Source organism: Prevotella aurantiaca, from assembly GCF_015262605.1.
Classification (GTDB): domain Bacteria; phylum Bacteroidota; class Bacteroidia; order Bacteroidales; family Bacteroidaceae; genus Prevotella; species Prevotella aurantiaca.
The window spans coordinates 1-26,233 of sequence record NZ_JABZSJ010000035.1; the positions used below are offsets into that span (position 1 = coordinate 1).

The 26,233-nt window shown below is 34.8% G+C and carries 22 protein-coding genes and 1 tRNA gene; 17 read left to right on the forward strand and 6 right to left on the reverse strand.

Features of this window, described 5'->3' with window-relative positions:
• Positions 1–651 precede the first annotated feature (651 nt).
• The gene (locus HXN26_RS07160; RefSeq protein ID WP_025000822.1) at positions 652–1,608 is read left to right on the forward strand and encodes a helix-turn-helix transcriptional regulator; all 957 of its coding nucleotides are present in this window, start codon (positions 652–654) and stop codon (positions 1,606–1,608) included.
• Positions 1,609–1,686: 78 nt separating this feature from the next.
• On the forward strand, positions 1,687–2,292 hold the full coding sequence (locus HXN26_RS07165; RefSeq protein ID WP_051528178.1) for a response regulator transcription factor: 606 nt from the start codon (positions 1,687–1,689) through the stop codon (positions 2,290–2,292).
• 10 nt (positions 2,293–2,302) lie between these two features.
• Here the strand turns inward: HXN26_RS07165 and cls are convergent, their stop codons facing one another.
• The 3 genes from cls to kdsA form a co-directional block, all read right to left on the reverse strand.
• Positions 2,303–3,547, reverse strand: coding sequence for a cardiolipin synthase (cls, locus tag HXN26_RS07170; RefSeq protein ID WP_420541271.1), 1,245 nt, complete (start codon positions 3,545–3,547; stop codon positions 2,303–2,305).
• Between the two features lie 140 nt (positions 3,548–3,687).
• Positions 3,688–4,638 carry a KpsF/GutQ family sugar-phosphate isomerase gene (locus HXN26_RS07175; RefSeq protein WP_273160071.1) on the reverse strand — a complete coding sequence of 317 codons (951 nt, stop codon included), beginning with the start codon at positions 4,636–4,638 and terminating at the stop codon, positions 3,688–3,690.
• Between the two features lie 21 nt (positions 4,639–4,659).
• A complete protein-coding gene (gene kdsA / locus HXN26_RS07180) occupies positions 4,660–5,418 on the reverse strand; it encodes a 3-deoxy-8-phosphooctulonate synthase (RefSeq protein ID WP_025000826.1) in 759 nt (252 codons plus the stop codon).
• A 321-nt stretch (positions 5,419–5,739) separates the two neighbouring features.
• Between kdsA and HXN26_RS07185 the strand changes: the two genes are divergently transcribed.
• The 5 genes from HXN26_RS07185 (at position 5,740) to HXN26_RS07205 (ending at position 9,184) form a co-directional block, all read left to right on the forward strand.
• Positions 5,740–6,612: an ATPase gene (locus HXN26_RS07185; RefSeq protein WP_273160074.1), complete on the forward strand. Its 873-nt coding sequence runs from the start codon at positions 5,740–5,742 to the stop codon at positions 6,610–6,612.
• Positions 6,613–6,819: 207 nt separating this feature from the next.
• Positions 6,820–7,662, forward strand: a complete 843-nt coding sequence (locus HXN26_RS07190; protein ID WP_273160076.1) for a MotA/TolQ/ExbB proton channel family protein — start codon at positions 6,820–6,822, stop codon at positions 7,660–7,662.
• A 3-nt stretch (positions 7,663–7,665) separates the two neighbouring features.
• Entirely contained in the window at positions 7,666–8,175 is a 510-nt protein-coding gene (locus HXN26_RS07195; RefSeq protein ID WP_273160080.1) for a hypothetical protein, read from the forward strand.
• Positions 8,176–8,183: 8 nt separating this feature from the next.
• Complete coding sequence (locus HXN26_RS07200; RefSeq protein WP_273160083.1) at positions 8,184–8,723, forward strand: ExbD/TolR family protein; 540 nt, start codon at positions 8,184–8,186, stop codon at positions 8,721–8,723.
• Positions 8,720–9,184, forward strand: coding sequence for an ExbD/TolR family protein (locus HXN26_RS07205; RefSeq protein ID WP_273160087.1), 465 nt, complete (start codon positions 8,720–8,722; stop codon positions 9,182–9,184). Before HXN26_RS07200 ends, HXN26_RS07205 begins: the two co-directional genes overlap by 4 nt.
• A gap of 660 nt (positions 9,185–9,844) precedes the next feature.
• Here HXN26_RS07205 and HXN26_RS07210 read toward each other — a convergent pair.
• Positions 9,845–10,243: a hypothetical protein gene (locus HXN26_RS07210; protein ID WP_273160089.1), complete on the reverse strand. Its 399-nt coding sequence runs from the start codon at positions 10,241–10,243 to the stop codon at positions 9,845–9,847.
• A gap of 145 nt (positions 10,244–10,388) precedes the next feature.
• Here HXN26_RS07210 and lepA point away from each other — a divergent pair, with 145 nt between their 5' ends.
• The 8 genes from lepA to HXN26_RS07250 all read left to right on the forward strand — a co-directional run bounded on the left by lepA (position 10,389) and on the right by HXN26_RS07250 (position 19,634).
• Positions 10,389–12,170: a translation elongation factor 4 gene (gene lepA / locus HXN26_RS07215; protein ID WP_273160105.1), complete on the forward strand. Its 1,782-nt coding sequence runs from the start codon at positions 10,389–10,391 to the stop codon at positions 12,168–12,170.
• 21 nt (positions 12,171–12,191) lie between these two features.
• Positions 12,192–12,785: a Crp/Fnr family transcriptional regulator gene (locus HXN26_RS07220; RefSeq protein ID WP_273160109.1), complete on the forward strand. Its 594-nt coding sequence runs from the start codon at positions 12,192–12,194 to the stop codon at positions 12,783–12,785.
• 39 nt (positions 12,786–12,824) lie between these two features.
• Positions 12,825–14,108: a DUF3078 domain-containing protein gene (locus HXN26_RS07225; protein ID WP_273160139.1), complete on the forward strand. Its 1,284-nt coding sequence runs from the start codon at positions 12,825–12,827 to the stop codon at positions 14,106–14,108.
• Between the two features lie 240 nt (positions 14,109–14,348).
• On the forward strand, positions 14,349–16,118 hold the full coding sequence (sppA, locus tag HXN26_RS07230) for a signal peptide peptidase SppA (RefSeq protein WP_273160112.1): 1,770 nt from the start codon (positions 14,349–14,351) through the stop codon (positions 16,116–16,118).
• Positions 16,119–16,163: 45 nt separating this feature from the next.
• Entirely contained in the window at positions 16,164–17,354 is a 1,191-nt protein-coding gene (lpxK, locus tag HXN26_RS07235) for a tetraacyldisaccharide 4'-kinase (RefSeq protein WP_273160117.1), read from the forward strand.
• Positions 17,236–18,045 carry a purine-nucleoside phosphorylase gene (locus tag HXN26_RS07240; RefSeq protein WP_273160121.1) on the forward strand — a complete coding sequence of 270 codons (810 nt, stop codon included), beginning with the start codon at positions 17,236–17,238 and terminating at the stop codon, positions 18,043–18,045. The genes lpxK and HXN26_RS07240 overlap by 119 nt, the downstream gene beginning before the upstream one ends.
• Positions 18,046–18,244: 199 nt before the next feature.
• Complete coding sequence (locus HXN26_RS07245) at positions 18,245–19,345, forward strand: thiamine-phosphate kinase (RefSeq protein ID WP_273160125.1); 1,101 nt, start codon at positions 18,245–18,247, stop codon at positions 19,343–19,345.
• A 216-nt stretch (positions 19,346–19,561) separates the two neighbouring features.
• Positions 19,562–19,634: transfer RNA gene (locus HXN26_RS07250), tRNA-Phe, on the forward strand.
• Positions 19,635–19,876: 242 nt separating this feature from the next.
• Here the strand turns inward: HXN26_RS07250 and HXN26_RS07255 are convergent.
• Positions 19,877–22,075 carry a RelA/SpoT family protein gene (locus tag HXN26_RS07255; RefSeq protein ID WP_273160128.1) on the reverse strand — a complete coding sequence of 733 codons (2,199 nt, stop codon included), beginning with the start codon at positions 22,073–22,075 and terminating at the stop codon, positions 19,877–19,879.
• 151 nt (positions 22,076–22,226) lie between these two features.
• On the opposite strand from HXN26_RS07255, the gene HXN26_RS07260 reads away from it, so the two are divergent.
• Entirely contained in the window at positions 22,227–23,744 is a 1,518-nt protein-coding gene (locus tag HXN26_RS07260) for a DUF4301 family protein (protein ID WP_273160131.1), read from the forward strand.
• A 159-nt stretch (positions 23,745–23,903) separates the two neighbouring features.
• On the opposite strand, the gene HXN26_RS07265 is transcribed toward HXN26_RS07260, so the two are convergent.
• Positions 23,904–24,704, reverse strand: a complete 801-nt coding sequence (locus HXN26_RS07265; RefSeq protein WP_273160134.1) for a KilA-N domain-containing protein — start codon at positions 24,702–24,704, stop codon at positions 23,904–23,906.
• 618 nt (positions 24,705–25,322) lie between these two features.
• On the opposite strand from HXN26_RS07265, the gene HXN26_RS07270 reads away from it, so the two are divergent.
• Positions 25,323–26,111 (forward strand): hypothetical protein, encoded by a 789-nt coding sequence (locus HXN26_RS07270; protein WP_273160136.1) that lies wholly within the window; start codon positions 25,323–25,325, stop codon positions 26,109–26,111.
• The last annotated feature ends 122 nt before the right edge of the window (positions 26,112–26,233 follow it).

Genomic DNA, 26,233 nt, shown 5'->3' on the forward strand with positions numbered 1-26,233 from the left:
GTAATTACAAAAAATAAAAATGTAATTACATTTTTATTTTTTGTAATTACGTTTTTTATATAATCTTTTTTTAATCTATAATTTTTAACCTTAACTTATCTCTAATAGTATTATTGATCGGTTTTACTAATAAAATCTTTTAAACCTAAAAACATTTTATAAGTCATTTAAGCTATTAAATTATTTGAGAAGATAGAAACTTAATATGACAGCTTTGTAATTGGGTGAAATGGTAAAGATTCTCTTGTATGTTAGCTTTTACAGCAATTAGCTTGTGTTTTTTCTTGTTTTTTTATTCTATTTGTTTAAATATTAGTACATTTGCAAAATAAAAAGAGTGCAGATACCTAATTACTGTCTCGCAGCAGAAAAGTGAAGATAACTAAGTTTTTTGCTTGTTGCCTGAAACAATAACTACTGTACGAGAGTTGCAATTATCCCTGCACCCATTTGTTTGCAAAGATACTATCATTATTCATTTGCTGCAATACCAAATATTTGGTATTTTAAAATACCTACTTGTTGCTATTGCGCATCTCATGAAAATGTTATTACTTTGCATGAATATTGCAATAGGAATGTAAAAATTATAATATTTCTTCCAATTTGTAATGGGTCTTATACAAAGATATTAATTTAAAAGCGACCTAAATGAAAAATCATAAGATGTATGAGGCTGATGACAAGATGATTTCTCTCATCAGCGATAATTACAATCTGCTACAAGCTTTGGGCAGTTTTGGAATAAATTTGGGCTTTGGCGATAAAACTGTACGTGAGGTTTGCGATAGTCAAAATGTTGACACTTACACATTTTTGGCCATTGTGAACTTTACAATGAATGGCTACAAAGAATACGACGACGCAGATAGACTATCTATACCTACTTTAGTGCAATATCTGAAAGCCTTTCATACTTATTACTTAGACTTCCAGTTGCCGTTTATTCGTAAGAAACTTGTTGATTCGTTGGATGAGAATGATAATTTGGCTAGGCTAATTTTGAAATTGTACGATGAATATGCGCATGATATTCGTAACCATATGAAGTATGAAGAGAAGACTGTATTCCCTTATGTAGATTCCTTATTGTCAGGGCAAACGAATAACAACTACGATATTGAGACCTTTTCTAAGCATCACCAACAAACTGATGTGAAGTTGCATGAACTAAAGAATATTATTATTAAGTACTTGCCTTCAGATTCACATCGTAATAGTCAGCTTACAGCAACGCTATATGATATATATCGTTGCGAAGAATGGCTTGATCAACATGCTGATGTTGAAGAAGAAATATTCATTCCTGCTATTCGTCATTTAGAACTAAAGAGTAAGCAAAATGATGTATCTGTGAAGATTTCAAGTATGCTTAATAAGCAGCCAGATACAGGAGAAACTTTAAGCGACCGAGAAAAAGATGTGATTATCTGTGTAGTTCAGGGAATGACGAACAAGGAAATTGCTAATCATTTGTGCATATCTACGAATACAGTGATAACCCATCGCAGAAATATTGCACGTAAATTACAAATTCATTCGCCAGCAGGTCTCACCATCTACGCTATCGTAAATAACTTAGTAGATATTGGTACTGTAAGTTTGTAACCAAATTTTAAAAATCAGAATAAATTGAATTTGTCCCTATTAGTAAGGAGTTAATACTAATTTAGTATACCTATAGATATGACAAAATTGGTGAATGGGCGTCCACGAATTGCGATTATTGACCCCAATACCTTGGCAGTTCTTGGCTTGAAGAATATTCTTCAGAGTGTTGTTCCAATTATGGAGGTAGAGACTTTCTCTTCTTTCGATGACTTTTTTGCATCTAATCCTGATTCGTTCTTTCACTTTTTTGCAGCTCAAACCATTGTTTTAGAGAATATTGCGTTCTTCAGAGAACGAAAGCAAAAGACAATATTGCTGACAATTTCTAATGATTCTAATTCGCAATTATCGGGTTTTCATTGCATTTGTATCAGCGTTAGTGAAGACGAACTAGTACGCAATTTGCTTATGGTAGTACAACATGGACACGCAGGAGGAAAGAATTTTCCAGAGATGCCCCAAGTTTTGAAGAATAAAGTATTGACGAATCGTGAATTAGAAGTACTATCTTTAGTTGTGCAAGGCTATATAAATAAAGAAATTGCGATTAAACTAAACATTAGTCTAACCACTGTTATAACGCACAGAAAAAATATTACTGAAAAGTTGGGTGTGAAGAGCGTATCGGCATTAACAATTTATGCAGTGATGCACGGATACGTTGATATAAATAAAATCTAGCCTTAATAGATTATAAGAAAGGAGAAAGGAGATAGCCAAATTTTCCTTTTAGCTTCTGCCAAGGAGTTCTCCATGTATTCCAAATCTCCTCTGTAAGTTTAAAGCAGTCTTTCTTTTGGTTCTCAAAAATTGTGTCTAATTCCTTTGTAGTTTCTTGATCTATTATTACAGCATTTACTTCACGGTCCCATCTAAGACTACGAGAATTAAGATTTGCGGAGCCTATGGTACAAATTTTCCCGTCTACAAGTATAATTTTTGTATGATGAAAGCCTGGTTTGAATAGCCATATTATACAACCGTCTTTCATTAACTTATGCGCATTATAGTATCCGCAGTCAGGTGTGAGAGGAATATCACTCTTAACACTGAGCATTATTTCTACTTTTACGCCACGTGCTGCAGCATCTTTCAATGCCGTTCTTAACTTGGGACTAAGTGTAAAATAAGGATTTATAATCTTTATACTGTCTTTAGCATCATTAATTGCTTCCACATAAAATGTTCTGATAATATCTTTCGAAACTTGAGGCTCACGGTTAATAATGCCTACCATTTTATGGCCTGCAGAACGACAAGTATCTTTTTTAAGTCCTTTTATATAATCAGCATTACTGATACCACGGTAATATTTAGGACCATGAATATTTTGTCCCGATACCCTGAACCACATCTGCAAGAATATCTTTTGCAGTGTATTTACAGCATCACCTTCTATTCTGCAGTGCATATCGTGCCATTCTCCAACAGCTTTTGTTCCTTTAATATAGTAATCTGCAACATTCATTCCGCCTGTATAGGCTATTTTTCCATCAATAACAACTATTTTACGATGGTCGCGGTTAAAGACACTATGTATCCAAGGGAAAGTTATGGGCTTAAATTCGTATATCTGTATGCCTTTTTCTCTTATATCTTTTAAATGTCTTTTGTGCATCGGACGATTATTGCTGGCATTCCCAAATCCATCGAATATAGCTCTGACTTCTACCCCTTCTTGCACTTTCTTAGCTAACCGATTAATCAGTTCGTTATTAATTGAGTCATTTCTGAAATTAAAATATTCTAAATGAATACTTGAACGAGCTTGTTCGATGGCTTTAAACATATCATAAAACTTCTCTTGCCCACTTGTTAGCAATGTTACAGAGTTATTGTTACTGAATTGTATGCCCTTCATTCTTAGCTGTTGCACAATCAAAGAGTCGAAGCTTATAGGTTGAGCGCTTTGTTTTTTTATTGTAGGTTTAGCCATTATGATTTGCCCAATTGTAGCAAACCATAATATAAACAGGGTAAGTAAAAGTGGATTTCTTTCTGTTTTCTTCACAGGATTCGTCTTTTGCGTACTTTTCTATTTGTCCTTTGTACTCCTCTTTGCTTTTAACCACACAATTAAATCATACAGCTATAGTGATCTACTACTCCCAATAATCTTAGTTCTTTATCGCAAACTAACACCGTATGCACCTTATATTGGTGCATAATACTTTGAATTTCGGTGATTTTGGTATTTGGAAGAACCATCTTAGGTGTCTTTGTCATAATATCCTCAACTGTGTGATCAAAGAATTTAGATTGCCATTTCTCCATTGCACGGCGTATATCTCCATCAGTAATGAGTCCAATAACTTTGTCGTTTTCCACAGAAACACCTAAGCCTAACTTACCATTGCTAACATGAATAATAGCCTCTGCCAAGTGCATTTCTTTAGGAATGATAGGTAAATCTTCTGAACGCATAACATCTTGTGCTGTAGTAAGAAGTCGTTTTCCAAGTTCTCCTCCAGGATGGAATTGTGCAAAATCTTTAGGTCGGAACTTTCTAAGCTCCATAAGAGCAATAGCAAGTGCGTCTCCCATTACTAATGCAGCTGTTGTAGAACTTGTTGGAGCTAAGTTTAAAGGACATGCTTCTTTTTCAACCCATACCTTTATATGTGTTGTAGAGTATTTAGCTAACAACGAATTTGGATTGGCGCTCATTCCAATGATGGGAATGTTCATGTGCAATACCATTGGTATAAAACGTAAAAGTTCATCAGTCTGGCCAGAATTAGAGAGTGCCAAAACAACGTCGTCTTTAGTCATTGCTCCCAAGTCTCCATGAAAAACATCTAATGGATTAGCAAAAAATGCAGGAGTACCTGTTGATGATAAAGTCGCAGCAATTTTAGCACCAATATTTCCACTTTTACCTACTCCTGTAACAATTACTTTTCCTTTGCAATGGTAAATTAGTTCTACAGCTTTATCGAAGTTGTCGTCCAATTGCTCTATCAAAGCTAATGTTGCATAAGCTTCATCTTTTATGCATTGTATTGCATAATCTCTAACATTTTCCATCTTACGTCTTCTCACTTCGATTTATAGTAGTTGCATGATTAGTTTCTCAAGGTTTTCTAATTCCAGCATATTAGCAGCATCACTTAATCCTTTATCTGGGTCAGGATGCACTTCAAAGAAATATCCGTTTGCACCAAAAGCCTTAGCAGCTAATGCCATTGAGGGGACAAATTTGCGATCTCCAACAGTTTTTCCATTGCCTGCACTTGGTCGTTGTACGCTATGTGTGCAATCCATAATTACAGTTTTGTTAAATTCCTGCATGTCTGGAATATTCCTAAAATCAACAACAAGGTTGTTATAACCAAAGCTATTGCCTCGTTCAGTAAGCCAAACTTCTTTTGCACCACTTTCTTTGCATTTTTCGACAGGGTATTTCATGTCTTTTCCGCTTAGAAATTGTGCTTTCTTTATATTCACAATCTTTCCGGTTTTAGCTGCAGCAACCAACAGGTCGGTTTGTCTACACAAGAAAGCAGGAATCTGAATAACATCTACTACCTTGCCAACCTCTTCAGCTTGAAAGCTTTCATGGATATCTGTGAGTAGTCGTAAGCCATATTTATCTTTTATTTCTTGTAGCATTGCAAGTCCTTTTGCCATTCCTGGGCCACGAAAAGAACTCAAACTTGTACGGTTTGCTTTATCAAAACTGGCTTTAAAAATAATATCTATGCCATATTTTTTATTCAGACGCACCAATTCTTCAGCTACAATGTTCAAGAGACCTTGACTTTCAATGACACAAGGTCCTGCAATATAGATATTTTTGTCATTCATTTGCGGAGCGATATGAAATATAGAATGTTGAGAATTTACTTCTCAAAGTTGTTTGAAAATGCAAAGGTATATATAATAAGGTGAATATGCAAGCTATCTGCGCAACTTTATTAAGGTCTATTCTTTAAATTTATGCCGTTCTATATTTAGCATAATATGCTTTTTATTCCTTTCTCTTTTGGTTCTATAGCCCACTATTTTGCTTTAAGAAATAAATATTTGCTCAATCAAGTGAATTTTGAACTTGCTTTATGACTTTATAGTATCAATGAAAGCGATTATCTTGAAGTTTTTTGTACTTTTGCAAGCAAAACAAAGCGTATGATACTAATAGCTGATAGTGGAAGTACAAAAACCGATTGGATGGTTTCAAGCGGTGAGAAAAATAAAAACAAGGTAATTTCTTCGCAGGGAATAAATCCTTTTCACCAGTCGGAAAATGAGATAGAACTTATATTAAAGAATGAAGTACTACCTCAAATACAATCTTTTTTGAGAGAAACCGATGTCGCAAAGCTGATTAATTCAATTGCTTTTTATGGTGCGGGTTGTATAGATATAGTACAACCTAAGATGAAGAAATGTTTGTCTGAAACTTTTACTAATGCGACAATTGAAGTTGCTGGCGACTTACTTGGCGCAGCCCGAGCCTTATGCGGGAATACTTCCGGAATTGCTTGTATATTGGGAACAGGTTCAAATAGTTGTTTTTATGATGGCAAGATGATTGTCAAAAATGTACCTCCATTAGGCTATATCTTAGGAGATGAAGGTAGCGGAGCAGTATTAGGAAAGCTCTTTTTTAACGGAATATTTAAAGGTAGTCTGCCCGAGGAAATTCGAGATTTATATCTTCGCGAAGAAAATCTTACTTATCAGGAAATAATAGAAAGAGTGTATCGAAAACCATTAGCAAATAGATTTTTGGCTTCTACTGCACAATTTATTAACAGACATTTAGAATTGCCAGAATTAGAAACATTGGTACAGCAAAACTTTGCCCTTTTCTTTGAACGCAATGTGTGTCAATACGCTTGTTATGGAGTGAATAAAGTTTCTGCAATAGGAAGTATTGCTTATCACTTCCACAATATTTTCGAAAAGGTTGCAGCACAATTTAGCTTTGAAGTAGATAAGATAGAGAAATCGCCTATTTATGGAATGTTGGCTTACCATCAGTCAAAACACATATAGAAGTATTACTTTTGTAGATAAATGTAAGTTACTGAATTAGTGTCGTTGAAAGATATTCAGTTAATCGTTTGGCAGTTATTTATAAAATTAGTATTTTTGAACTCGAAAGTATAAGGGTTGTATTGATGGATTAAAGAAAATTGCTTCAAAACCTCAAGTTCACTCTTCTAAGATTTAAATATTTAAGACATAAGAAACGATAACAATATGAGAAAAATAATTGCTAGTTTTGCAATCATCATAATTATCTTATCTACCTTTCCGTTAGGTAGTATTGCGCAGAATGCTGCAGCTGAACAGCAGAAGCCAAATATTGAGGCTGTTGCAAATAAAAGTCCGAAAAATAGTGATGCGCTTGACGAATTAGCTTCGGAAGATAATGCTACACAGAAGCAAAAAGTTGTTGCTGAAGGTGTAGGTTTTCATCAATCATTAAAACAAAAGTTTATTGATGGTAATGCTGGTTTTATGTCACTTGTAGCCTTAGCTTTAGTCTTAGGTTTAGCATTTTGTATAGAACGCATTATCTATCTTAGTCTTTCGGAAATAGATGCAAAACGTTTTATGGCAAAATTGACCGACTTGATAGTTGCTGAAGATATAGAAAAGGCAAAAGAATTAAGTAAAAATACCCGTGGACCAGTAGCTTCTATATGTTATCAAGGACTCCTTCGAATTGATAGTTCTATCGAAGATATAGAACGTAGCGTAGCTTCATATGGAAGCGTGCAAAGTGCTAATTTAGAAAAAGGTTGTTCGTGGGTAACGCTTTTTATTGCGATGGCACCATCTTTAGGTTTTCTAGGAACGGTAATAGGTATGGTAATGGCTTTTGATCAAATTCAAGTTGCTGGAGATATCAGTCCTACCATTGTTGCTTCAGGTATGAAAGTTGCTTTGATTACAACTATCTTTGGTATTATTGTGGCTTTGGTTCTGCAAGTCTTCTATAATTATATACTTTCGAAAATAGAGCATTTGACAGCTCAAATGGAGGAGTCGGCAATCTCGCTGTTAGATGCTATCATGGTGTATAAACTGAAACGATAGACAATGAATTTAAGAAATAGAATTACAAAATTAGCAGAAGAACGTATATCACAGCGCATTTTATATGTGCTGATTGGTATTACGGCTCTTGTCTTTATATTGTTCTTTTCGATAGGTTTTTATACGCCATTTGCCGAAAATCCTGCTTTCAATGCACCTTTGCTTACTGATGTTGTTATCGTTTTTATGTGGATTCTCTTCGGGTTAACAGTTCTTACTATGCTTTTATCCTTGTACCATACGACAAAGACTATTTCTGTAAAGCAACGAGTTGTGAATGGAATTCCCACTTATAAAATAACAATTATTGTTTTTGGTGTAACTCTATTGTGTCTTTTATTGTCGTTTGTCTTTGGTTCTTCTGAAGCGATGATTATTAATGGTGCAACCTATTCGGATAAGTTTTGGTTAAAAATTTCTGATATGTTTGTTACTTCTTCAATAGTTCTGCTTATTGCAGCAATAGGAGTAACAATATTTGGTGCTACACGTTATTATAGGAAGAAAAAATAAATATACAAATGTTTAAACGTGTCAAGCGAAAAGTCCCAGGATTAAATACGTCATCAACAGCAGATATATCATTTATGCTGTTGATACTTTTCCTTGTTACTACCTCAATGGAAGTAGACGAAGGTTTGGAACGGCGCCTTCCACCTATAGAAAAAGAAAAGAAAGAAGTTCAATCTATGGTTGATGAGCGTATGGTGTTGAAGTTTCAAATTCTTTCTGACAATAAATTGATACTTAACGAAAAACCAATGAATTTACGAGATGTAAGGCAGGTCGTTAAAAGCTTTGTTGAAGCAAAGGGTAAACAACATATTATTCAGATTAAGACTGATAGGAAAACATCTTACGATACCTATTTCTCACTCCAAAACGAGATAATTGCAGCTTATAATGATTTGCGAAATAAGCATGCAGAAGAATTATATGGAAAACAATTTCTGCTTTGTTCTGCAGAGCAGCAAGAACAAATAGCTGAAGAAATACCGCAGCGTATTTCTGAAATTTATGAGGTAGAAAGATCAAATTTAGGGGAAGGAGGCGCAGAATGAGTATCTACCGACGACGCAAACGAAGTATTCCCGAACTTAATACTGCTTCTTTGCCCGATCTTATCTTTACGATTTTATTTTTCTTTATGCTTGTTACTCACATGCGTAAAACTACTATAAAGGTAAAATACCAAGTACCACAAGGTACTGAACTTACCAAATTGGTAAAGAAATCTGCCATATCTTATGTTTATATAGGAGTTCCTTTGGACGGTGATAATGTTATTTCAAACGATAGTTTATGTCTGCAACTCAACGATAAAATAGTAGATTTGAAAGATGTAAAAAGTTATTTGACAAGAGAACGTACTGAGATGACGCCAGCAGATAAAAAACAAATGAGCGTCAGTGTTCGTGCCGATAAGGGAACACCAATGGGAATGATCAACGACTTAAAACAAAGTTTGCGCGAATGTAATGTACTAAAAGTAAACTTTGCAGCTACTTATAAAAAACGTTGAATCATTTCTCATGAACTTCAATTTTAAAAGATTCGTTATTAAATATGAATATCTTTTGAAAAGCTAAAAAAAAACTAAAATATATACTGAAAATGCCTCTTAATTATCTATAAATAATGGCAGAAATGAGGAAAAGGATTTACTTAAATCCAGTGTTTGAAAAAGTTTACACATAAACAGAAAGCTTTTTGGAGATGCTAGCGTAATGCAGAGCTTATTGGTTCTGTAAAATCAGGTGGTGATACTAAACAAAATTTTATTTGGCAAGACAATGAAAATGACGGAGAAAAGAAAATTAAACCTTAACTTTTTATTTGGAAAAGGATAATTCTTCATTAGCATACATTTAATGGATAGACTTATTTAGTGTTCTCAAAATAAATGTATAATTAACGTTATGTATGGTGGTATAAGAGAATATTTGAAAATTCATAATTACAAAATTAAAAAACGTAATTACGTTTTTATCAATTTGTAATTACGTTTTATTTTTCTGTAATTATTTTTTTTATTCTCAATATTTTAATCTTCAGAAAGGATTAAGTTCTCTTTGAAAAATAATGAGTAATTCCTCATGTTGTTTTAAAGTAGCAGAAAAAGAAATAGATGACTTTTAATCTAATCTTGCTGAGTATTTTCTGCTTTTATGTAATATCCGTTTTAATAATCTCCCTTTTTAAAAGTTTGGTCGAACAAAATAGTTTTTGGATCTTTACCAGAATGGTAAGTAAAGCGGAAGTTGAAGCCAGCTTCTTTATATTGTTTCGAAGCTACATCTGCTTTAACTCCAGCATGTAATGCTTGGCGAAGTAACTCTTTTGTTGCTTCAACACGATCTTTATTATCGGCATCGTTAAAGAGTGAATAATAATAGCGTATTGTGCGTGAATCTGATTCATACACCATACTATCCATTCGTGTATTTGCTACAATCTGAGAAGGACATTGTTTCTTAGTATATTCTTTGCATTCTTCTGCTACACGATCCTCCATACTCTTTTGGCAGCCTACAAATATAAGGCAACCAATTGCTAAAAATAGTACTTTAATAAGTTTCATCGTCTATTCAATATTTTATTTAATAAATCTATAGTATTTACATATACTCTCGCAAAGGTAGGTCTTTTTGAGTAAATTTATGCTATGTTCCTTCGTATTTCTCGTTTTTATTGCTAATTTTGCATATTAAAAGAAGAAATCCTTAATGAACCAAATAAGAAATTTCTGCATTATAGCACATATAGACCATGGTAAGTCTACACTTGCTGATAGGTTGTTGGAATACACTAAGACCATTCAAGTTACAGGCGGACAAATGCTTGATGATATGGACTTAGAGCGAGAACGTGGTATTACTATTAAAAGTCATGCCATTCAGATGGAGTATGAGCAAGATGGGAAAAAGTATGTTCTTAATCTTATCGATACTCCGGGACACGTAGACTTTTCTTACGAGGTATCACGAAGTATTGCTGCATGTGAGGGCGCTTTACTTATAGTAGATTCTACACAAGGCGTACAAGCGCAAACGATTTCTAATTTGTATATGGCAATCGATAACAATCTTGAGATAATACCTGTAATTAACAAGATTGACATGCCAAATGCAATGCCTGAAGAGGTGGAAGACGAAATAGTGGACCTTATTGGTTGTGATCGTAGTGAAATTATTCGTGCCAGTGGAAAAACAGGTGAAGGCGTTTCAAAAATATTACGTGCAATAATAGAACGTGTACCTGCCCCAAAAGGCGATAAAGAAGCTCCACTTCAGGCACTTATTTTTGATTCTATTTTCAACTCATTTCGCGGTATTATTACCTTATGTAAAGTTACAAACGGAACCATTAAAAAAGGTGATAAAGTAAAATTCGTGCAAACAGGAATGGAGTACGATGCTGATGAGGTTGGTGTCTTGAAAATGGATATGAAGCCTAAAAATGAGCTTTCCACAGGTGAAGTAGGCTATATTATTTCAGGAATAAAGAATGCACGTGAAGTTAAGGTAGGTGATACCGTTACTCACATAGAACGTCCTTGCGATAAAGCCATCGAAGGGTTTCAGTTAGTAAAACCAATGGTATTTGCTGGCGTTTATCCAGTAGACCCTAACGATTATGAAAATCTCCGTGCATCACTAGAAAAGTTGCAGTTAAATGATGCTTCGCTTACCTTCTCTCCCGAAAGTTCACAAGCTTTAGGTTTTGGTTTCCGTTGTGGCTTCTTAGGCTTATTACACATGGAGATTATTCAAGAGCGCCTTGATCGTGAATTTAATATGGATGTAATTACCACTGTTCCTAACGTAAGCTATATGGTTTATGATAAGTTGGGCGAGAGTAGGGAAGTACATAATCCGTCAGGATTACCAGAACCAACGATGATAGAACACATCGAAGAACCTTATATAAAGGCATCTATCATTACATCGGGCGATTATATTGGACCAATTATGACACTTTGCCTTGACAAGCGTGGCGAACTCGTTAGTCAGAATTATGTAAGTGGTAATCGTTTGGAATTAATCTTCATGATTCCATTGGGCGAAATTGTGATAGATTTCTATGATAAACTGAAGAGCATTTCCAAAGGTTATGCATCTTTCGACTATCATATTGATTCGTTCCGCCCATCAAAGTTGGCGAAGTTAGATATCCTTTTGAATAGTGAACCTGTTGATGCCCTTTCTACTTTGACACACGAAAGTAATGCTGTAACATTTGGCAGACGTATGTGTGAAAAATTAAAAGAACTAATACCTCGTCAGCAATTTGATATTGCCATACAAGCTGCAATTGGTGGAAAAATAGTAGCTCGTGAGACAGTAAAGCAGGTTCGTAAAGATGTTACTGCTAAATGTTATGGTGGCGACGTTAGTCGTAAACGCAAATTGTTGGAAAAACAGAAGAAGGGTAAGAAGCGAATGAAGCAGGTTGGCAATGTACAAGTACCGCAAAAAGCTTTCTTGGCTGTATTAAAATTAGATTAAACTAATAAGAGGAACATAGATATGAAAGAGACCTTTGAAACCAGAGATATTGCACGTGAGTTAGCTCGAAAATACAGTACCATGACTCACGAAGAACTCGATATACTCGAAAGTATTCTCGTGCCTATGAAATTTGCGAAAGGTGAGATGATTTTGAATGAAGGAGAGGTGTGCGAAAATATCTATTATATTGATCGTGGACTGATTCGTCAGTTCTATTTTAAAAATGGAAAGCAGATAACGGAACACTTAGGCGAAGATCAAACCATATTTATGTGTATTGAAAGCTTGTTTCGTGAAGAACCTACTAAATTGCAAGTAGAAGCTATAGAACCTTCAATAGTCTATGCTCTGCCAAAACAAAGGTTAGAACAAGTAGCTTTACACAATGTAAATATACAAATCCTATATCGCAAGATATTGGAGGAAAGTCTTATAATTTCACAAGTACATGCTGATCTTGTACGATTTGAAACGGCACAAGACCGTTATAAGAAAATGTGCAAACTAAATCCGCAGGTTATTCTTCGTGCACCATTGGTTTATATTGCAAGCTATTTGCAAATGACACCTGAAACATTGAGTCGTGTGCGTGCTGCTACTTTGTTGGAATAGGTGTTGTTATAATAGAGAATTGTAGGGTAACAATTGATGATGATACGTAAAATCTATTTGTTTTTATTAGTAATAAGTTTCACTATAGCTGTTTCTGCGCAAGTGAATGGAGATTTGTATTCTTTAAGACAAGGGGTACATGATAGTTCAAATAACATTATTCGAACATATATGGACTCGTTGATTTCTGCAAAGAATAGAATCTTTAGTGAAACAAATATGAAGGGAGCGACTTATAAAGGCGATAATTTTCAATTGGCAAAACTTTTTCTGCCTACTACCTATTATAAAGATATCATAGGCAATGCGTTTATTTTAAAAGAAAACAATGCTTATGACAGACAACTCTTGAATATTTATCTGAAACAACCTTCTTTAGTAGAGGTTACCGCTGATGAACTTCGCGGAAAACAAACTAAAGCGATGGATGTTGAGGTACCAATTCAACGGAATGTTGAGATAGTAGATAAAGTTGCTCCTTCTCCAGTAGAATCAACTTTTTCTCCTGTAGAAGTACTTATAAAGAAACCAGATTTTTGGACTTACAAGGGAGATTACTCTCTTCAGTTATTACAGAATTATGTTTCACCTAATTGGTATAAGGGTGGAGAAAGCAACTATTCTATTTTGTCATCGGCGCTACTCGAAGCTAATTATAATAACAAACAGAAGATAAAATGGGAAAATCGACTTGAATTGAAGTTTGGTATCCAAAGTAGTAAAACAGATTCTTTGCATAGCTTTAAAACTACAGAAGACTTGATACGTCTTACTTCTAAGTTTGGTTTGCAAGCAAGCAAGAGATGGTACTACTCAGTTCAGTTTGTTAGTTATACACAATTTACGCATTCTTATCGCTCTAATGACCCTTTATTATATTCAGATATCCTTGCTCCATTGAATATGAATGTTTCCTTGGGTATGGATTATACAATTGATTGGTTAGATCATAAGTTAAAAGGAAACATACACATGGCACCTTTGGCTTATAATGTAAAATATACACGCTTAAAGAATTTGGCTGGTAGATTAGGTATAGAAGAGGGCAGACACGTACGACATGACTTTGGTTCTGAACTTACAATTGATTTTGAATGGCAATTGATGGATGCTATTACTTGGAAAACGCGTCTTTATACTTATGCTACTTATAAACGAACTGAATTCCAGTGGGAAAATACATTCAAGTTGCAGTTCAATAGATATATAGGTGCCCAATTGTTTATATATCCACGATTTGATGATGGTGTTACACGTGATGGACGTCATGGATATTGGCAGTTAAAAGAGTTTGCTGCTATTGGATTTCAATATAGTTTTTAATTTGTGAATATTAAGAATTAAAAATTTGTCATACACTACTAACTGTTAGTTCTTAATATTTTGCTTCTTTGACGCAAAGTCGCAAAGTCGTAAAAGGTAAAGTTATATCCTAAAATTTGGATTTTCAGTCATTTATTCTTATCTTTGCATAGAGATAATGTTGGCATGGTAGATCTCGTGAAAAAAGATTTGCCGAGCTTACTATACTTAAAAATTGAAATATACTAAATATTTAGCTTTATGAAGGACTTTTTTAAGAATGTCTTTGCCACCTTTGTTGGCGTTTTCCTTTTTGGTTTGGCTACAGTACTATTAGGTTTGGCATGTATCTTTGGAATGCTATTATCAGATAATACAGAAGAAGTAAATGAAAATTCTGTATTGGTAATAAATTTATCTGGTGTATTAAAAGAACGTTCAGAAGATAATAATTTATTTGATAAGTTTTTCGGTAAAGGTGAAAATGGTGTGAATTTAGAAGATGTGCTTTCGGGATTGAGAAAAGCTAAGACCAATAATAAAATAAAAGGTGTTTACATTGAAGTAGGTGCTTTTGTTCCTACATCATATGCATCGTTGCAGGAAATAAGAGATGCTTTGTTAGACTTTAAGAAGAGTCATAAATGGATAGTTGCTTATGGAGATAGCTATACACAAGGCACTTATTATTTGGCATCAGTAGCTGATAAGGTATATTTAAATCCACAAGGAATGTTGGATTGGCATGGTTTATCATTACAGCGTATGTATTTGAAGGATATGTTGGCTAAGTTTGGTGTAAAGATGCAAGTTTCTAAAGTAGGAACATATAAAAGTGCTACTGAAACTTTCACCGAAGAAAAAATGAGTGATGCAGATAGGTTGCAAACCTCTACATATTTAAATGGTATTTGGAAGCATTTAACAAATGATGTGAGCAAGAGCCGAAATGTTTCTGTTGCAACACTTAATCAGTATGCTGATAGTATGATTACCTTTTCAGCTCCAGCTGAATATATAAAAATGAAGTTGGTGGATAAACTTCTTTATACAGACCAAGTAAAGACTGAAGTTAAAAAGAGATTGGGAATTAAGCCAGATGGTAAAATTAATCAAGTTTCACTTGCTGACTTAAAAGCAATAGAAGAAAACACAAGTGGCGAAGAGATTGCAGTTTATTACGCATATGGTGATATAGTTGATTCACCTATACAAGGTAGCTTTAACCAAGGTAAGGCTATTGTAGGAAAGGAAGTCTGCAAGGATTTAGAAAAGCTAATGAAAGACGATAAAGTTAAAGCTGTTGTTATTAGAATTAATTCTGGTGGTGGTTCTGCTTATGCTTCAGAACAGATGTGGCATCAATTAATGGAATTAAAGAAAGTAAAACCAGTGGTTGTAAGTATGGGAGACTATGCAGCTTCAGGTGGTTATTACATGTCTGCACCTGCAAACTGGATAGTGGCTGAGCCAACAACAATAACTGGTTCAATTGGTATTTTTGGAATGTTCCCTGATTTTAGTGGATTGGCATCTGAGAAGTTAGGAGTTAAATTTGATGAGGTAAAGACAAATAAAAATGGAACCTTTGGATCAATAGTGCGTCCTTTGAGCCAAGATGAATTAAGAATGCTGCAAATTCATATCGATCGTGGTTATCTAACATTTAAAAGCAGAGTTGCTCAAGGCAGAAAGTTAACAATGGAACAAGTAGAAGCACTTGCACAAGGACATGTTTATACAGGTGAAGATGCACTAAAGATAAAGTTAGTGGATGAACTCGGCGGTTTAAATAAAGCAATTGCAAAGGCGGCACAATTAGCTAAAATTGATAAATATTATGAAGTTAGTTATCCTGCTCCTGTTGATTGGAAGAAACAAATAATGGCAGGAGATATACCAAATAATTATTTAAACGACCAATTGCGCACGTCATTAGGTATGCTTTATGAACCTTTCTCTATTCTGAGAACTATTAATCAGCAATCAGCAATTCAAGCAAGAATACCTTATTATATCAATATTAATTAATAAGGAGAGTTGTTTGGCTTTACCATAGATTATTTATATAAAGGAATGGAAGGCGACTTTATAAAAATACACAAGGTTTTGTTACCTCTAAGCTGGCTTTATGGTTTAGGGATAACTATTCGTAATGAACTTTTTGAACTTGGTGTATTGAAAAGTCGTACTTTCACTGTGCCTGTAATATCGGTTGGTAATATCACGGTCGGAGGATCCGGTAAGACTCCACATGTAGAATATCTTGTGCGTTTATTAAAAGACGTTTCACAAGTTGCAGTGTTATCAAGAGGATATAAACGCAAAAGTAGAGGATATGTACTTGCGGAGACTGATACACCAGTAGAAGTGATAGGTGATGAACCATTCCAAATGAAGCAAAAGTTTCCAAATATTTATGTCGCTGTAGATAAGAATCGTTGTGAAGGAATTGATAATCTAACACAAAATGAGCAAACTAAAAATACTGATGTAGTGTTGCTTGATGATGCATTCCAACATCGATATGTAAAGCCGGGTATAAATATCTTATTAGTTGACTATCATAGACTTATTATTTATGATAAGTTGTTGCCTGCTGGACGCTTACGCGAGCCTCTTTCGGGAAAAAATCGTGCTGATATCGTAATTGTTACGAAGTGTCCCAAGGAGTTGAATCCTATTGATTATCGTGTTTTAAGCAAGACCATGAGCCTATATCCTTTCCAAGAATTATTCTTTACAACATTAGAATATTGCGACCTTGTGCCTGTATTTGAAGATGTTGCAGATGAAAAAGAAATAGCACTGACAGATATACATAACAAAAATATTTTACTGCTTACCGGTATCGCATTACCTAAACAGTTAGAATTAGATTTAAGTCAGTATGCAGATACTTCACGAGTACAATCGTTGACATTTCCCGATCATCATTCTTTTAGACCAAAAGACGTGATGCTTATTAATGAAGCATTTGCATTAATGGAATATCCAAAGATAATTATTACTACGGAAAAAGATAGAGCAAGGTTATTAAACTTAGAAGGGCTTAACGAAGAAGTGCGAAAAAATATATATGCACTGCCGATACAAGTTAAATTCATGCTTGAAATGGAAGAAAAGTTTAACGAAAAAATATTATCCTATGTACGAAAAAATTCAAAGAACAGCATCTTGGCTAAAGGAAAGAATAAAAACAAATCCGAAAACGGCAATCATTCTGGGAACAGGTCTAGGACAATTAACTTCAGAGATAACAGATAGTTATGAAATCTCATATAAAGATATACCTAATTTCCCTGTATCAACAGTAGAAGGACATGCAGGTTGTCTTATTTTTGGTAAGCTTGGTGGTAAGGATATAATGGCCATGAAAGGCCGTTTTCATTACTATGAAGGTTACAAAATGGAGGAAGTTACTTTTCCAATTCGTGTTATGCACGAGTTAGGTATTGAAACATTATTTGTCTCAAATGCGTCTGGTGGAATGAATCCGGAGTTTAAAATTGGAGATTTAATGATTATTACCGACCATATTAACTTTTTCCCTGAACATCCTTTACATGGACCAAATTTCCCAACAGGACCTCGTTTCCCTGATATGCATGAAGCGTACGACCATACTCTCATAGAAAAGGCAGATGAAATAGCAAAGGAAAAAGGAATCAGAGTAATGCATGGTGTTTATACAGGAGTGCAAGGTCCTACTTTTGAAACTCCTGCAGAATACAGAATGTATCATATCTTAGGTGGTGATGCAGTGGGAATGAGTACTGTTCCTGAAGTTATTGTTGCTCGCCATTCAGGCATAAAGGTTTTCGGTATAAGTGTAATTACTGATTTAGGCGGATTCGACACACCTGTTGAAGTAAGCCACGAAGAAGTTCAAGAGGCTGCCAATAAGGCGCAACCTTTGATGACTGAAATAATGCGTGAAATGATAAAGCGTGCTTAATATTTCTATAGGCAGGTTCTAAGAATTTTCTTTGTATTTTTTGTCTTTTAAAGTGGATTGTATTTTCTCGAAATGTAGAACAATTAAGTTCAAAAGAGATAGAATTAATATAAAAGCTACAAACAACAAAAGAATTTTGTGATATTTCTTCACGATAAGAATTTTAGAACATGCCTATATTTAATCCTATAAAATCAATATGGAAATAAAAGAATTGGGCGAGTTTAAGTTAATAGAGCGTCTAACTAAGGATATAAAACTAAACAATCCATCAACAATTAAGGGAGTTGGCGATGATGCTGCAGTACTTCGTTATGCTGATAGGGAAACACTTGTGTCATCTCATTTATTTATGGAAGGGATACAATTCGACCTTACCTATATTGATATGGAACACTTGGCATATAAATGTGCAATGGTTGCAATGAGCAATATATTTGCAATGAATGGCCAACCTTGCCAATTAGTAGTATCTATAGCTTTAGGTAAGCGCATAAATGTAACCAATCTTGACCAGTTCTACGTTGGCTTGAAAGCAGCTTGTGCTAAATGGAATGTAGATATAGTAGGAGGAGACACAACGTCTTCCTATACAGGACTTGCGATAAATATAACTTGTATAGGTGAAGCTTTTAAAGAAGATATTGTATATAGAAAAGGTGCAAAGCCTACTGATATTATATGTGTATCAGGTGATCTAGGAGCAGCTTATATGGGTTTGCAAGTTTTGGAGCGTGAGAAGGTTGTTTATTATCAACAAGTAGAAGAATTCAATAAGAAAGTAAAAGCAGCACAAGAAGAGAATAATAAGGTAAAACTTGAAGCGTTGAAACTTGAACGTGATGCGATCGAAAATTTCCAGCCAGATTTTGCAGGTAAAGAATATCTCATAGACAGACAATTAAAACCCGAAGCACCTGGTGAGATATTACAACAACTTCGTGATGCAGGTATACGACCTACTGCCATGATTGATATTGCAGATGGACTTTCAAGTGACTTAAAACATCTTTGTAAAGAAGGTAATGTGGGTTGCAGAATATACGAAGATAAGATTCCTATCGATTATCAAACAGCTGCAACTTGCGAGGAATTTAATATGAACCTAACAACTGCAGCATTGAATGGTGGAGAAGATTACGAACTTCTTTTTACGATACCAATTAGCGATCATGCAAAGATAGAGCCAATCAAAAATATTCGTCAGATAGGTTATATTACAGAAGCTAAGTTAGGTGAATATCTGATAGCAAGAGATGGTAATGAGTTTCAATTGACCGCTCAAGGATGGTTGGAATAGCTATTACTAAATTCAAGCAAAAAATAGTTTTAGACTAATAGAGCTTAGGGTATATTGATTTCCAATAAGTTAAGTATAATACATTTAAACTTTTCTATCGTGAATGAATGTTAAGTATTAAAATATTTCACAGAATACTTGTGGGAATCAAAAAAAACTACTATCTTTGCACTCGCAATTCAGAAATGATGTTAATTCTTTCAGAATGCTACTTATGGTGCCATAGCTCAGTTGGTAGAGCAAAGGACTGAAAATCCTTGTGTCCCCGGTTCGATTCCTGGTGGTACCACATAAGTTCTCTAAATAATGAGAGGCAAGGAAACATATTAAAAGTGTCATAACAATTAAGTTATGACACTTTTTTTATTTCATTGTAGCGTAAAATTCCATTTTTTTCAAGTGAAAAATTTATATATCAGTTGGAGATATCCATACTTTTTCATATTGTTCCTAAAAAAGGACTATAACACTGATGTGTATAATCCTTTTTTAGCTTGTTTTATCAATAATCCTAACAAGGCCATGATTTTGTTATAATCTTGTTATTTGTTTTACTCCCTTTATATTTTTCAGTTTCTTAATAAGCAAGTTAAGTTTTGATGTATCTTCTATCAATACGACAAGATTTCCAGAAAATAAGCCATCGTGCGAGTCAATATTGATGGAACGCATTACAATCTTTTCTTCCTTGGAAAGAACATTAGTAATGTTGCTTACAATTCCGATATCGTCTTGTCCTATAATACGTAAAGTAATGCTGTAACTTGCTCCACCTTTTCCACTCCATTTTGCTTTTACGACACGATAGCCGAAACGTTTGCGCAATTCAGGTGCATTAGGGCAATCCTCTCGGTGTATTTTTATTCCGCCATTTACAGTAACAAAGCCAAAAATAGAATCACCATAAATAGGATTACAACATTTTGACAACGAGAAGTCAATACCTTTTAAGTTTTGGTCTATTACGAGAACATCCTCATTGTTTTTCAGTAGTTCTTCAGTTTCATTTGCAAATTCAAAGTTCTCTGCACTTTCGATTTCTTTAGGTATGTTCAGATTGTGTGTCTGATTGTAAAGCTGCTGATATGTCTCAATCACATTGTTTACATCAAGTTTTTCGTCAGCTATTTGCTTGTAAAACTCCGAAACCTCCTTGAATCCAAGATGTTTTATAAGATGGAAAAGCGTTTGTTCTTCTATCTCAATCTTTTTATTCTTGAATCTTCTTTCGAGCATTTCTTTAGCGTATGCTCCTTCTTTCACCTGAGTTTCTTTTAGTGCAAGACGTATTTTAGATTTTGCGCGAGCAGATTTAACAACGTTCAACCATTCTTGCTTTGGTTTTTGAGTAGCTGAGGTTGTTACCTCTACTGTATCTCCACTATGCAATTCAGTTCTTATAGAGGCATTCTTATTGTTTATTTTTCCACCAACACATTGGTTTCCAATCTTTGAGTGAATATGATAAGCAAAATCTAACAAGGTTGAACCTTTAGGGAACTTTAGTAAATCGCCTTTTGGAGTGAACACGTAGATTTCTTTATCGTACAGGTCGCGCTTAAATTGCGTCATTACTTCTAAATTGTCTCCTGCTTCTAAGGCTGTTCTGATAGACGCTAGCCACGTGTCCATACCTTCTTCTTCCTGTATTCCCTTATATCTCCAGTGAGCTGCTAACCCATGTTCAGCAACTTCGTCCATACGTTCTGTGCGAATTTGTACTTCAACCCATTTAGTATTAGGTCCTAAAACTGTAATGTGCAAGCATTCGTATCCGTTAGATTTAGGTACGGAAATCCAATCTCGCAAACGTTTAGGATTAGGTTGATACATATCTGTTACGATAGAATATGCCTGCCAACATTGCATTTTTTCTTTTTGAGACGGAGAATCCAAAATAATTCTAATAGCAAATAAGTCATATATACCCTCAAATGTGCATTTTTGCTTTTTCATTTTTTGCCAAATGGAGTGTATCGACTTTGTTCTTCCTTTTATATGAAAGCGTAATCCTGCGTTCTGAAGTTCTTTACTTACAGGTTCAATAAATTCTTTGATATAAGAATCACGTGCTTTCTTTGTTTCGTTAAGCTTTTCTTTGATATGATAATAAGCATCGCGTTCCAAATACTTCAGCGACAAGTCTTCAAGTTCACTCTTCAACTGATAAAGTCCCAACTTGTGTGCTAAAGGCGCATAAAGATAGTTGGCTTCTTCTGCAACTTGTCGTTGAGCTTCTTTATTGGAGGTATCGCGTATTTGTCGCATAAGATTTACTCGGTCAGCAATCATAATCAATATGACACGCATATCTTCTGCGAACGAAAGCAAAAGGTTACGGAAGTTTTCGCTTTCGATAATAGGATTTTTTTTGTACAGATTTTGAATGCGGGCCAAACCTTGAATAATCTGTGCCACATTCTTTCCAAAATCTTTTTCTATCTGCTTTATTTCTAACGCGCCATTCTCATAGCCAGCATATAAGACAGTGGCAAATACCGAATCGTGTTTCAAACCAATGCTACGAACAGCTATTAACGATGTTTGCATAGCACAAATTAGTTCGCTCAGACCGAATACATTGCGTTCCATAGCTCCTTTTTCTTCCATTAGTTTAATGTAAGAAGCTAGTTTTTCTTTGTCTTTTTCAGTTATATCGTTTGCTAACTCTTTATTTAATTCCTCAGCAAGCGCATGAAAACTTTTTAGTTCTTCGTCTGTAAAAATCATATTCGTTGCCTTTATTAATACAACACAAAGATACAAAAAATCGGCTAATTGTTCTCTAAATTAAGAAAAAGTAAGTAATTTTGCGAGAGAGACAACATTTACAGCACCATTAATCAGTTGCTGCATTTAGTACATAAAAACTTATACTATTATGATAACAAAGCAAGATGAATTATTATTAAGCTCAAAAGGAATTACGCTTTCCGACTTTGAGAACCAACTTGCCAACTTTAAAAATGGTTTTCCTTTTCTTAAAATAGAAAGTGCAGCCACAGTAGGTAATGGAGTTGTGCGTCTAAGGGAAAACGAAGTTAAAGAATTTATAGCAGCTTGGGATTGTTATAAAGCCGACAATCATAAGGTAGTTAAGTTTGTTCCAGCTTCAGGAGCAGCCAGTAGAATGTTTAAAGATCTTTTCGCCTTTTTCGAAACAACCTACGATATGCCTACTACAGACTTTGAAAAGTTCTTTTTCGATAATCTGAAACACTTTGCTTTCTATAATGAACTGAACGAAAGCTGCAAAGCTACAAACGGAAAAGATATTAAGCAGCTTTTACAAGTAGGAGACTATAAAACAATTGTTGGTACACTTTTGAGCGCAGATGGTCTTAATTATGGACAATTACCAAAAGGACTTTTGCTTTTCCATAAATATGGAGATGGAGAACGTACACCTATGGAAGAACATCTTGTAGAGGCAGCTCAATACGCATCATGTGGTGGAGAAGCGCATGTCCATTTTACTGTTTCGCACGAACATCTTGAACTCTTCAAAGCAAAAGCTAACGAAAAGAAGGCTATGTATGAAGAAAAATTAAATACTCACTTTTCAATTAGCTTCTCAGAACAAAAGCCTAGTACAGATACAGTAGGAGCAAATTCTGATAATTCACCTTTCCGTAACGAAGATGGAACTCTCTTGTTCCGTCCTGGTGGACATGGTGCGCTCATTCAGAACCTTAACGATATTGATGCAGATGTTATATTCATTAAAAATATAGATAATGTAACACCTGATAGCTTAAAAGGTGAGACTGTAATTTGGAAGAAAGTAATAGCTGGAATTTTGGTAACATTGCAGAAAAAAGCCTTTGAGTATCTCCAAAAACTGAAAGCTGCCGACTATACACCTGCTGACTTACAGACTATGAAGAAATTCTTGGAAAATGATTTGTATTGTCGAAGGAAGGATGTTGACCAATTAAATGATAAAGAATTGGCAACCTATCTGCTTGATAAGTTTAATCGTCCTATCCGTGTTTGTGGAATGGTAAAGAATAGCGGTGAGCCTGGCGGAGGTCCTTTCTTTGCTTATAATTCCGACAATACCATAAGCCTGCAGATACTTGAAAGTTCACAGATTGATAAAAATAATATCGAATCGGTGAGAATGTTTAAAGAAGGGACTCATTTTAACCCTGTAGACTTGGTTTGTGCAACCAAAGACTATGCAGGTAAACCATTCGATTTGCCAAAATATGTAGACCCTGCTACAGGTTTTATTAGTATCAAATCGAAGAATGGAAAAGAATTAAAAGCATTGGAATTGCCAGGTCTTTGGAACGGAGCAATGAGTAACTGGAACACCGTGTTCGTAGAAGTGCCCGCAATCACTTTCAATCCTGTTAAGACCGTAAACGACTTGTTGCGTGAACAGCACCAGTAAATTGCATAAAGCAGTGCAATAGTTGCATATAAACAGTCTCACAATCCGTTAAGATTGTGGGCCTGTTGCTTTTGGGGCTATTTCTTTCGTAGGTTTTAAGAATATGTTTTATAGGCGTGGTTGTTTTAAAAAGTATTCAGCACTTTATTATTTCTTTGATTACTTTAGTAGATTGCGATGATTTTCGTTTTCAAGAACAACCATTTGCTGTATGGCAATCTTATTCAATTTAAGCAGACGCTCGCTTTGTGGTATGCCCTGTTCGATGAATACCGCATTTAGATTTTCCATATTGGAAAGACATATCAGTTCGTTTATGGTTGCATAGTCGCGTATGTTTCCTTTCTTGCCTGCATTTTCTTCACGCCATTGTTTGGCTGTCATACCGAACATAGCAACATTCAGCACGTCAGCCTCATTGGCATATATAGCATTTGCCTGTTGTGGTGTTACTTCTTCAGGAATAATATTTCGTTTAATGGCATCGGTATGAATGCGATAATTTATCTTTGACAATTCGCGTTTAGCCGACCAACCAAGCATTTTTTGCTCTTCTTCCTTTAGTCGCTGATATTCTTTAACAAGCAGTAGCTGAAATTTAGGTGAAAGCCACATTCCAAAATGATATGCTATATCGCGATGCGCATACGTTCCGCCATATCGCCCAGCCTTGGAATAAATGCCGATAGCGTGGGTATGTTCTATCCAAGTCTTTACCGAAAGCACAAAATTGTTGCTTCCTGCAGCATTTCTAATTGTACCGAATTCGGTACAATTAAAGTTTGGGTTATACAGCATTTCCCATTCGCCTAAGTATTCAATGGTGCCTTTGAGGCTTAGCCAACGGAAGATAATATGTTCTTGCATTTGGCTTCGAGCCATATCCGTCAGGCTGATATAGTCTTCATCGTTGTGTCTGACAATATTTACAGCAGTATTCTGTACATTGATTTTCACCATTTTTCTATTATTTATTTTTCAATATAATCTTATTTCGGTTAACCGAATACAAAGGTATGGAATTATTTTTGTTTGTGGCAAATGGTAATAAAGTTTTGCATAGAAACGGCTTCTATATTTGCTAAAGACATCGATTAACCGATTTTTAGCAAACCCTGTCATAGGTTTTATCAGTAGCATAGATAGGACGGTTTTAAAAGAAAACCACTTTCGTTTTGTAAAGAATATTCCGAAGAAAAACGGCAATTTCGATTTGGCGTTGCGAAAGCGTAGGTTTTGCGATGCAAAACAGCCGCTTTTACCGTGCAAAACTTACGCTTTTGGATTGCAAAACAATAGGTATTGCAAAGTATTGATAACGAGGTAGTTATATGATAATTGTGCTTGTGAAAAATGTTTACACAATTGTTGCGTTTTTTTCGTTGGATTCCTGCCGTCCTGCAAGGAATGTTATAACGTCCATTATAGCGATGGTTGCATTGCCATTTTCTTCATATGAGTTAGAATATGTTTTTGTAAGTACTATCTTTTATTTCTATATTTTTTTTGTAATATTGGTATTTTTTAGTACTTTTGCATTAAAGATTTAATTTTAAATACAATTAACTCTAATCTTTTATGGGTAAAAACAAAAATGTAGAATTGTTTAATAAAGTTTTAAAAATGGCATTGCAAGTTCCTAATGTAAAGATAGACAGAAAGGAATTTTTGCGAGATGCTTTTTCTAATTATTGTACAGAAGAACAGCTTGTGCAGATAATAGAGAAGAATCCACGTGCCATACTTGAGCTTAGGTTGCTTGATGTAGTTGCAAACAATGTGATTAAAGTTGCCCGAAAAGAGGTAACTCTTATATCTTCCGTATCAGGTTTACCTAGTAATCCTTTGTCAGCAGCTGGTTTCGCAATTTTTGATATGGGACAATACGTAGGCTTTTGTCTTAATATTAGTCAAAAGTTAGCTTATATCTATGGTTATCCAGATCTTATAAATGATGGTAAGTTGACTCAAAATAGTGTGGATATTCTAACACCAATGTTGGGTGTTATGTTTGGAGTAGCTCAGGCAAGAAAGTTGATGTCTCATATTTCAAAAGCTTTGGCTATTCAAGTAGCAAAAAGACTCCCTACTATTGCATTTGGACATGCAGCATGGTATATCTTTGTCAAACAGGTTGCTAAATGGATAGGTATAAGAATGTCTAAACAGTTATTCGCGAAAACAGCTTCAAAAATAATTCCTATTGCAGGTTCTATTTTATCTGGTACCATCACTTATGTAACTTTCGGTCCATCAGCCAATAAACTGGCTAAGCAGTTGCGTTCCGATAGCGAGTTTTTCAAGGATGTAGAACATACAGCTGAAGAGATAGTTGAAGATGTTGAATTTCAAGAGTTAAACAGTTGATATATCAAATAGTATAGTTATTGTCTAAATAGTTATAACAAAACAGGGTAATGTGTATTTGGTAGACTGGCCTATATGACAAAAATGTGCTTAAAATCCTTGTAACTATCTAATAATCATTA